This is a genomic window from Sphaerochaeta sp. UBA5836 (assembly GCF_002432845.1).
GTDB lineage: Bacteria > Spirochaetota > Spirochaetia > Sphaerochaetales > Sphaerochaetaceae > Sphaerochaeta.
In genome coordinates, this window is record NZ_DJGW01000104.1 from 1 (window position 1) to 9,054 (window position 9,054).

Sequence of the window (9,054 nt, forward strand, 5' to 3'; positions counted from 1 at the left end):
ACAACCTCGCCAAGCTGGGAGTCGTCGACGAGGGTGTTGACTGTTACGTAGATTTTCTTGTTTTGGGACAAAGAGACCTGCCTGAGTTTTGCAAGGTCTTCAAAACTGAAATTGGCTGCCATCTTGCGGGCGGAGAAACTTTTCATGCCAAGGTAAACGGCATCGGCGCCTTCCTTGAAGGCTGCCAGGGCGGATTGCAGGGAACCTGCAGGGAGAGCGAGTTCTGTCATGGCCTCAGGGTAGTGGGGCAGTGCATCCCTGTCAATCCAAGTGGCCCACCCTTGTCCTGCGTCCGGGCCTCGGCGTATACTATGGATGTGAAGGAGGCAGCCTATGATTACAAAACATGATGCTGGAAATCCTGTATTGGAAGTCCCTAAGGGGACGGTCATCTACGAGCAGGGAGCTCCTTGTTCCACGATGTTTCTGCTGCGCAGCGGAACAGTCGGATTGTTCCTCAACTACCATACACCCCAGCAGTTTGAACTGTTTGAGATATCCAAGCCCGGTTCAAGTTTGGGAGAGATGGGCTTGTTTGACCAGGAACCCAGAAATGCAACGGCGGTTGCTCTCTCCGACTGTGTCCTGATTGAGATCTCCCAACAGAATTTTCCTCACTTCATTGCAGCCCATCCGGAGGAAACTATCCAGATAATTCTTGACTTGAGCCAGCGGTTCAAGTCAGCGATCCAGGAGGTGCGCAACAGCCACCAGATTGTTGCAGAATGCCTGGATGCTCTCAAGGAAGCGCAGGCAAACAAGAAGGATACCCTCAAGGAGAAAATTCGCAAGATTTCCGATTATTTGCTGGATATTCCCCAGGATGTTCCACCCGAACTCTACATCAGCTTCAATTCACGGTTCCATGGGACGATGTTCTAGAAAAAAGTATGATTCTTCTTAACTGTATGTATTAAAAAGATATAGTACTGATTGAATGCTCGTTGATATAGCTTATGGTACAGGTGTATGCTTTCCATGGTTTCAATATTTTCATGCAGGCCTTTCTCTATAAAGGAGTTGCGTTTGTTTGCAATACTGTTGCAGAAATGGCCGATATTGCGGGAGAGACTTGATTTTAATTGTCGTCTCTGATAAAAATAAAAGTTGAACTGTAATATAAAAAAATTAATTTTGCAGTATTTTTTTAAGAGGAGAACCCCATGAACGTCAATGACATCAAGCATGCCGGGCTCAAGAAATGGATTCTGGATTTCGCAGCGCTTACCACCCCTGATTCGATTGTAATCGCCGACGGAAGTTCCGCACAGTATGACCAGTTGGTAGCCGAGCAGCTTGCCGGTGGATACTGCGTCAAGTTGAATCCTGAAAAAAGACCAGGCAGCATAGCTTACAACTCCGATCCTTCCGATGTGGCACGAGTAGAAAATAGAACCTACATTGCAGCAAAGACCAAGGAAGCAGCAGGTCCAACCAACAACTGGATCGATCCCGTTGAGCTCAAGAAGACCATGACCGGCCTGTACAAGGGCTGCATGAAAGGTCGCACCATGTATGTCATTCCGTTCTCCATGGGTCCCATCGGTTCCCCCATCGCCAAGATCGGCGTTGAGCTGACCGACAGCCCCTACGTTGTCCTCAACATGATGATCATGACCCGCGTCGGTTTGAAGGTCCTCGATGTTCTTGGCAGTGAAGGCGAATTCGTGCCCTGCTACCACTCCGTCGGCAAGCCCCTCGCTGAAGGCGAGAGCGACAACGGCAAGTGGCCCTGTGCCCCGCTCGAAGACAAGTACATCTCCCACTTCCCCGAGACCCGTGAGATCTGGTCCTACGGTTCCGGTTACGGTGGGAATGCCCTGCTTGGAAAGAAGTGCCTTGCCCTGCGCATCGCTTCCGTCCTTGCCCACGATGAAGGCTGGCTTGCAGAGCACATGCTCATCCTCAAGATTACCAATCCTGAAGGAAGAAGCATCTTCGTCACCGGTGCTTTCCCGTCCGCCTGCGGCAAGACCAACCTGGCCATGCTCGTACCCACCATTCCCGGATGGAAGGTTGAGACCGTCGGTGACGACATTGCCTGGATGAAGTACGGCGCCGACGGCAGGCTGTATGCCATCAACCCGGAAGCTGGTTTCTTCGGTGTTGCCCCCGGCACTTCCAATGAATCCAACTACAACGCCATGGTAAGCGCTTCCAAGAACAGCATTTTCACCAACTGCGCCCTCACCGAGGACAATGATGTATGGTGGGAAGGCATCGGATACGATGCTCCTGGCAAGTTGATCGACTGGAACGGCAACGAGTGGGTGCAGAACAAGGGTGACAAGTCCCAGAAGCCTGCAGCACACCCCAATGCCCGTTTCACCGCTCCGGCAGCCCAATGCCCCAGTATTGCTCCTGAATGGGAAGACCCGAAGGGTGTGCCCATCAGCGCAATCCTGTTCGGTGGTCGCCGCCCGAAGACGATTCCCTTGGTACACCAGAGCTATGACTGGAACCACGGTGTATTCCTTGGTTCGATCGTCGGTTCTGAAATCACCGCCGCCGCTCTCGACCTCAAGGTCGGTACCGTCCGCCGCGACCCGTTTGCCATGCTTCCCTTCTGTGGCTACCACATGGGTGAGTACTTCCAGCACTGGATCAACATCGGAAAGGCTGCCAAGGATCAGAGCAAGCTTCCCAAGATTTTCTATGTCAACTGGTTCCGCAAGACCGACGACGGCAAGTGGCTCTGGCCCGGTTTCGGTGAGAACAGCCGTGTCCTGAAGTGGGTCTTCGAGGCCTGTGAAGGTACTGCAAAGTCCATCGACACCCCGATCGGCATCATGCCCACTGCAGACGCAATCGATCGTCCTGAAGGTGTGACCGTTGAGGATATGCAGCAGCTGTTGGCCGTTGATATTGATGGCTGGTTGAAGGAAGTCGAAGACATCCGCGCCAACCATTATCCGAAGTTCGGCGACAAGCTTCCCAAGGAACTTGCAACCTTCCTTGATCGGCTCGAGGCAAACCTCAAGGCCGCCAAGTAAGCAGCGTTTCATCAACATTTTTACAGCGGCTCTCCTTCACCGGAGGGCCGTTTTGTGTATACTGGGCGTATGAGCCAGATAGAACGCATTGTTTTCATCAACCGCACCATTGAGGAAGCTGGTGGGGTGAAGACCGCACACATCATGCGCGAGTTCTCCCTCTCGCGCAGGCAGGTTCTCCGTGACATCGAGTTCCTGCGCGACCAACTCAAGGCGCCCATCGAGTACGATGCAGAAAAGCATTGGTATCGATATACCGAAAGCTTTACCCTCTTTTCCAACTCCAATGAGCGGATGCTGGTGCTCAACGCCATCTTCCGCAGCCTTGCCCAGTCGCAGGGGCTGATGGGAGCGTTGACCGAGATGATCAGTGAAGGAATCGACAGCGGAGTGGAAAAGAGCTACCGCTCCCTCTCTGACAAGATTGTCTTCATCACCCCGGTTCAGGATTGGCCCGACTACGAAATCTTCAACAGGATTTGTGCGGCGATGAAGAGCGGCGAGCGCATGACCATGCACTACAAGAATGCCAACGGCGAGCTGTCCAGGCGGCATATCGAACCGCTGAGGTTGATCAACTACAGCGGTCGCTGGTATCTGGTCTCCTATGACCTGCAGCATAAGGAGCTCAGGACCTTCCACCTCAGCAGGATCCTCGATCTTTCCCGGATTTCCGGTGACCGGATGAAGGAGCGCTACAGTGATGCCGAGCTGGATGCCTTCATCCACTCCGGCTATGGCATATTCATGGGCAAGGAGGTTACCTACGTGACCTTCCGTGTCTACGGATGGGCGATCAACACGCTGGCGACCCAGACCTGGCATGCAAAGCAGAAACAGCGCTTCGTCAAGGAGGAGGGGCAGGATGCCCTGGAAGTGACGCTTCCGGTTGCAAACCTGCATGAGATCCTCTCGGCACTGCTGTTCTTCGGTCCCCAGGCGCGAGCCCTCGCTCCTCCTGAGTTCGTAAATCTCTACAACCAAGCAGTTGAAAATATGCAAATTCGCATAAAAACTCCTTTGTGAGACATTCTGTGTCACACCCCCTGCCGTATGCTGTAAGCAGAAACAAGGAGGGAGTGTATGCATGAACAAACAGGAAACCTGCCGGGATGGTATGACAGGATGCTCTCATCAGTACCACTGATGGTGCTTTTTGTCTTGTGCGTCCTGATTGCTTCTCCCCTATTGCTGCTCTATGGAGCACTCTCCCCCCTGCTGAGGAGGTAAGTATGCACACACAACAAAAGAGAAATGAGAGACCGGGAAGAAAAATCGGGGCCGAGCGCAGACGGGTTGCCCGCATGATTCTTCGCGACTTCTACGAAAGCGAGCAGTTTTCAAATCTGAACCGCATGGTACAGCTTGCCATGCTGGAACTCTGCCCGGTTCAGGAAAAGGCCTGTGATCAAGAGGGCGGGGTGCGCAGATTGGCATGATGGTGCATTGTGGTGTCGGTTTTGCACATATTTTGCATATTCATGCACTCTTGCACTTCCCCTGCTCCTTGAATTCTCGGTAGGATGGAGAGACTTCCTGCAAGTCATCATCCCCCCCCTGCCTGCAACTGTACCAAGAGCCTAGGTTCTTTGTGTGCACAGGTTCAAGGAGCTCTCTGATGGCAAACCACCCATCCAGCTTTGTAAAGTATGGTCCGGCTGACAAGCCGCCACTGGGACAATGGATACCCTTAAGTATCCAGCATGTCTTCGCGATGTTCGGTGCGACCATTCTCGTGCCCATCCTTACCGGATTGAGCCCCAGTACGGCGCTCTTCACCGCTGGAACGGGAACCCTGCTTTACATCCTGATCACCGGAGCAAAAGTTCCTGCCTTCCTGGGTTCCTCATTCGCCTTCATCCCTGCCTTGATTGCGATCAGCAGCAGTTACGGGGTGGCGTATGCCATGGGCGGTGCATTCGTCTCCGGCTTGTTCTACACCTTGGTGGCGTTCATCATCAAGAAAGCCGGGCACTCGTGGTTGAACAAGGCCCTGCCTCCTGTGGTGATCGGCTCGGTCATTGTGGTCATCGGTCTCAACCTGGCACCTACTGCGATGGGCATGGCGATGAATGATGCAAACGGCAATTACAGCCTCTATCTACTCGCAGTCGCAGCTGTCACCTTGGCCCTCACTATTGTGGCAAACATCTTCGCCAAGCGGTTCTTCAGCATCATCCCGATACTCTTGGGCCTGCTTGGAGGCTACTTCTTCGCCCTCATCCTCGGCTTCATCTTCCCCCAGCATGCCTTGATCAGCTTTGCAGCAGTCAAGGAAGCCGCTTGGTTCGGTTTTCCCACCTTTGCCCTTCCAAAGTTCAATGTGGTGGCAGCTGTAACCTTCATTGTGGTATCGCTGGCAACCATATGCGAGCATCTTGGTGACACCCTGACCATTTCCAAGGTGGTGGGAAAGGATTTCTACAAGGATCCGGGTCTTGACAGAACTCTTGCCGGGGACGGCCTGGCCACACTGTGGGCATCGTTTTGGGGTGGTCCTCCGAACACCACCTATGGTGAGAACATCGGGGTGTTGGCACTTACCCGCGTGTACAGTGTCTGGGTGACCGGAGGAGCCGCCGTCGTGGCAGTATTCCTCTCCTTCTTCCCCAAGTTCGGCGCCCTGATCCAAACGATCCCCAATCCGGTGCTTGGCGGTATCTCCATGCTCCTTTTCGGCACCATCGCCTCCAGCGGCCTGAGGACTTTGGTTGATGCAGGCGTCAACTACGAGGACAAGCGCAACCTGACAATCAGCAGCGTCATCCTGGTCATCGGCATCGGTGGAGGGACCCTCTCCTTTGCCATGGGCAAGGATCTTACCTTCTCACTTGCCGGTGTTGCACTCGCCACATTGGTCGGCATCCTGTTGAACCTGGTGCTTCCAAAGACCAAGGAATAACACCTGTCAGTAAGCATTGGACATGAAAAAGCCGCTCACTTCGAGCGGCTTTTCTTGGAATACCCATGTGATTTACTTCACAGCCTTTCCGTAGTAGGCAGCCTCAAACAGCATCTTCACATCGGAGGCATTCGGCTTTCCCGGGTTGGTGAGTGTGCAGGGATCCTCCCATGCGTGCTTGCTCATGCGGTCGAGCAACTCCTTGAATTTAGCCTCGTTGAAGTCGACTTCGGTGCAATCCTTGAAGCAGGATGGGATATCCATCTTCCTGTTCATCTCCTCAATCGCCTTGGAAAGGTCTTCAAGGCCCAGCAGTTTCTCAGCATAGGCATACTTGTCGCTGTACCTGCGGTTGAAGGCGATGACATACGGCAGCAGGATTGCATTGGCAAGCCCGTGGGTGACGCCGAACTCCCCCCCGATCTTGTGGGCCATCGAGTGGACCAGCCCCAGGGAGGCATTGGTGAAAGCCATGCCCGCCAAGGCGGAAGCTTCGTGCATTGCTTCGCGGGCGCCGAGGTTCTTCGGTTCTGCATAGGCAATCGGCAGGCTCTCGAGCACCATTTTGATGGCTTGGACGGCATACGGGTCGGTGAAGGCGGTTGCCGCAGTCGAAGCAAGGGCTTCCACAGCGTGTGCCATGACATCCATACCGGTGTTGGCGGTGATGTGCTTGGGCATGGTCATCGGCAGGGCTGGGTCGAGAATGGCAATGTCGGGTACCATGTCGGCCGCCACGATGGGGTACTTGATGTGCTTTGCCGTATCGGTGATGACGCTGAAGGCAGTAATCTCGCTTGCAGTTCCACTCGTGGAAGGAATGGCGATGAATCGGGCCTTGTTGCGCAGGGATGGCATGCTGCCCGGAGTAATGATATCCTCGAAGCCGAGCTCGGGATGCTCATAGAAGCACCACATGACCTTTGCAGCATCGAGAGCGGAACCGCCTCCAATGGCTACGATCCAATCGGGACCGAAGTCGAGCATGGTTTTTCCGCCTTTGACAACCGTCTCAACCGAGGGATTTGGCTCGACGCCGTCGATGATGATCGACTCTATGCCGGCTTTCTGAAGCAGGGCGACTGCCTGCTCAAGGAATCCGAATTTTTTCATGGAGCTGCCGCCGGTTACGATGGCGGCTCGCTTGCCTTTCAAGAGGGAAAGTTTTTCAAGGGAACCTTCTCCGTAATAGATGGTTCGGGGAATGGAAAAACTCATGACACTCATAGCTCATCTCCTTGGGATATTCTGTATGAGCATAAGATATCGATATTTATTTATCGCGTTAAGAGCATTCAGGAAAATGCCCAAACATTTGTATGAAAAGCAAAACTATTGCACAATTTATTGCTGATAATATCCAATTATGTATATTTAAAAGGTAAAAGCCGGTAAAATATCCTTTTAATAGAATAACTATGCCAATAATATGCAAAAATAAACATTAATGAAAATATAAGTCGATGCGATACTTTCATTACCCATCCCCAAGAGGTTCTCACTTTCGCCTCTATTTGCTATGCTGTCTTCCTATGCGCAAGTACACCATGATCGATTCCGATGCGAAATTGTCACAACTGCAGTCCCAATGGAAAGAGAAGGGCATCACCATTGTTGCCATGGATTTTGAAGGTGAATTCAACCTGCATATCTACGGGGAACACCTATGCCTTATTCAGCTGTTTGATGGATCGGCCTATACGTTGGTCGACCCCTTTGCACTCTCCAAAGACGCCCTCAAGGCTTTCCTGGAGGATGGTTCGGTCTTGAAGGTCATGTTTGACTGTGCAAGCGACTCCGCCTTGGTGCGCAAGCAGTATGACATTCTGCTCGAAGGTGTCTACGATATTCGCGTATGCGCCCTTGCCCTTGGGTACACCGGCAACCTTACCGGTCTGGTGGAACGATATATTCCTGAAGCAGCCAAACCCAATCTTTCCAGCAAGAAGAAGAACCAGATGACCAACTGGCTTGTACGCCCGCTGAAGAACGACCAGATCGAGTATGCCCTTTCAGATGTCGAACACCTCTTGGTGCTCAAACAAATCCTCGATATAGAGGTTGCAGAGAAAGGCCTGACTGAGAAAGTCGCTCTTGAGATGCAGCAGGCAGGAAAGAGCAAGGGACCGGATAAACCGGGGTGGACGAAGTTCTCGTCATGGAAGTATCTGTCCCGCGAAGAGAAGGTCTTCTTGAAGCACTTCTTCCTAGCCCGCGATGAGCTTGCCCGCAAGTACAACGTACCTGCCGTCAGAATACTGGAGAAGCATCTGTTGTTGCAGATGGCCAAGAATGTACCGACTTCGGATGCCGACTTCCATGTCTACTGCAACAACTGCAATGTCAAAAAACTCACTGAACTGACAAGCAAGCTCAAGAGTGCAAAAGTCAATGCCCTTGCCGAGCTTGGCCGTTGAGCTGCATATGCTCCTTGGCCTGGACCAAAAGCGATAATGCCTTGCATGTCGGGGTGGCTATGCCATGTTTTTCGCCCAGCTTGATCACAGTCCCGCAGAACCAGGCGTTTTCAGTTTTCCTTCCAGCCTCCATATCCTGACACATGGATGTCTTCCCCTCCGAACCGAGGCTGCAGACGATTCTGTGGTTCTGCTCGATCAGGGAGTCGGGAAGCAGTACTCCTTCCTTCGCTGCCACCATCTGCACTTCCTTGCAGATCAAATGAGCCAGCTCGAGTACCGCACTCTGGTCGAAGTCTGCATAGGTCGCATACAGGAGGCTGCTGATCGTATTGTAGGTTGTGTTGAGCATGAACTTGTTCCACATCTCCAACTGGATATCCTCGGGTACGAGATAGGAGATGCCTGCCTTCTCGAAGAGGTCGGCGATCGCCGTAACCCGTCTGCTGACCTTGTTGTCCTTCTCCCCGAATACGATGCGTCCTTCGGCGGTGTAGGTGATGGCATTGCCTGTGTGGGTGGAGTTCAGTCCGACGGCGAAGCTGTACAGCACTTTCTCCTGGCCGAACTCCGCTGCAAGGATCTGCTCACTCTCGATGCCGTTGAGCAACGAGAGAATGGCAGTATCAGGTCCGATGGAGGACCTCATCAATCCGATGGCATCTTCAAGGTGATGGTTCTTGGTTGCAAGAATGATCAAGTCGGCTGGTTTGGCCTCCTCGGGCGTGCAGTAGCGAAAGGG

10 protein-coding genes are annotated in these 9,054 nt (G+C 52.8%); 7 read left to right on the top strand and 3 right to left on the bottom strand.

What is annotated here, in order from left to right:
* Positions 1-230, bottom strand: a 230-nt coding sequence (locus B3F49_RS09860) for a peptidase U32 family protein (protein ID WP_414712532.1), incomplete at its 3' end; no start/stop codon positions are given.
* 103 nt (positions 231-333) lie between these two features.
* Between B3F49_RS09860 and B3F49_RS09865 the strand changes: the two genes are divergently transcribed.
* From B3F49_RS09865 to B3F49_RS09890, 6 genes are all read left to right on the top strand, one after another.
* A complete protein-coding gene (locus B3F49_RS09865; RefSeq protein WP_293910734.1) occupies positions 334-882 on the top strand; it encodes a Crp/Fnr family transcriptional regulator in 549 nt (182 codons plus the stop codon).
* Positions 883-1,163: 281 nt separating this feature from the next.
* Entirely contained in the window at positions 1,164-2,993 is a 1,830-nt protein-coding gene (locus B3F49_RS09870) for a phosphoenolpyruvate carboxykinase (GTP) (RefSeq protein WP_293910736.1), read from the top strand.
* 69 nt (positions 2,994-3,062) lie between these two features.
* Positions 3,063-4,019 (top strand): helix-turn-helix transcriptional regulator, encoded by a 957-nt coding sequence (locus B3F49_RS09875; protein ID WP_293892627.1) that lies wholly within the window; start codon positions 3,063-3,065, stop codon positions 4,017-4,019.
* A gap of 57 nt (positions 4,020-4,076) precedes the next feature.
* On the top strand, positions 4,077-4,223 hold the full coding sequence (locus B3F49_RS09880) for a hypothetical protein (RefSeq protein WP_293892624.1): 147 nt from the start codon (positions 4,077-4,079) through the stop codon (positions 4,221-4,223).
* Positions 4,224-4,225: 2 nt separating this feature from the next.
* Positions 4,226-4,432, top strand: coding sequence for a hypothetical protein (locus tag B3F49_RS09885; RefSeq protein WP_293892621.1), 207 nt, complete (start codon positions 4,226-4,228; stop codon positions 4,430-4,432).
* Between the two features lie 179 nt (positions 4,433-4,611).
* The gene (locus B3F49_RS09890) at positions 4,612-5,895 is read left to right on the top strand and encodes a uracil-xanthine permease family protein (RefSeq protein WP_293892618.1); all 1,284 of its coding nucleotides are present in this window, start codon (positions 4,612-4,614) and stop codon (positions 5,893-5,895) included.
* A 72-nt stretch (positions 5,896-5,967) separates the two neighbouring features.
* Here B3F49_RS09890 and B3F49_RS09895 read toward each other — a convergent pair whose 3' ends face one another.
* Positions 5,968-7,122: an iron-containing alcohol dehydrogenase gene (locus B3F49_RS09895; RefSeq protein ID WP_293892615.1), complete on the bottom strand. Its 1,155-nt coding sequence runs from the start codon at positions 7,120-7,122 to the stop codon at positions 5,968-5,970.
* 305 nt (positions 7,123-7,427) lie between these two features.
* Between B3F49_RS09895 and B3F49_RS09900 the strand changes: the two genes are divergently transcribed.
* Positions 7,428-8,312, top strand: a complete 885-nt coding sequence (locus B3F49_RS09900; protein WP_293910738.1) for an HRDC domain-containing protein — start codon at positions 7,428-7,430, stop codon at positions 8,310-8,312.
* On the opposite strand, the gene B3F49_RS09905 is transcribed toward B3F49_RS09900, so the two are convergent.
* A partial coding sequence (locus B3F49_RS09905; RefSeq protein WP_293910740.1) for a ketopantoate reductase family protein occupies positions 8,284-9,054 on the bottom strand: 771 nt, incomplete at its 5' end. The genes B3F49_RS09900 and B3F49_RS09905 overlap by 29 nt on opposite strands.

Coding starts and splice junctions, on each gene's coding strand:
- B3F49_RS09865 (WP_293910734.1), top strand. CDS start 334: ATGATTACAAAACATGATGCTGGAAATCCTGTATTGGAAGTCCCTAAG.
- B3F49_RS09870 (WP_293910736.1), top strand. CDS start 1,164: ATGAACGTCAATGACATCAAGCATGCCGGGCTCAAGAAATGGATTCTG.
- B3F49_RS09875 (WP_293892627.1), top strand. CDS start 3,063: ATGAGCCAGATAGAACGCATTGTTTTCATCAACCGCACCATTGAGGAA.
- B3F49_RS09880 (WP_293892624.1), top strand. CDS start 4,077: ATGCATGAACAAACAGGAAACCTGCCGGGATGGTATGACAGGATGCTC.
- B3F49_RS09885 (WP_293892621.1), top strand. CDS start 4,226: ATGCACACACAACAAAAGAGAAATGAGAGACCGGGAAGAAAAATCGGG.
- B3F49_RS09890 (WP_293892618.1), top strand. CDS start 4,612: ATGGCAAACCACCCATCCAGCTTTGTAAAGTATGGTCCGGCTGACAAG.
- B3F49_RS09895 (WP_293892615.1), bottom strand. CDS start 7,122: ATGAGTGTCATGAGTTTTTCCATTCCCCGAACCATCTATTACGGAGAA.
- B3F49_RS09900 (WP_293910738.1), top strand. CDS start 7,428: ATGCGCAAGTACACCATGATCGATTCCGATGCGAAATTGTCACAACTG.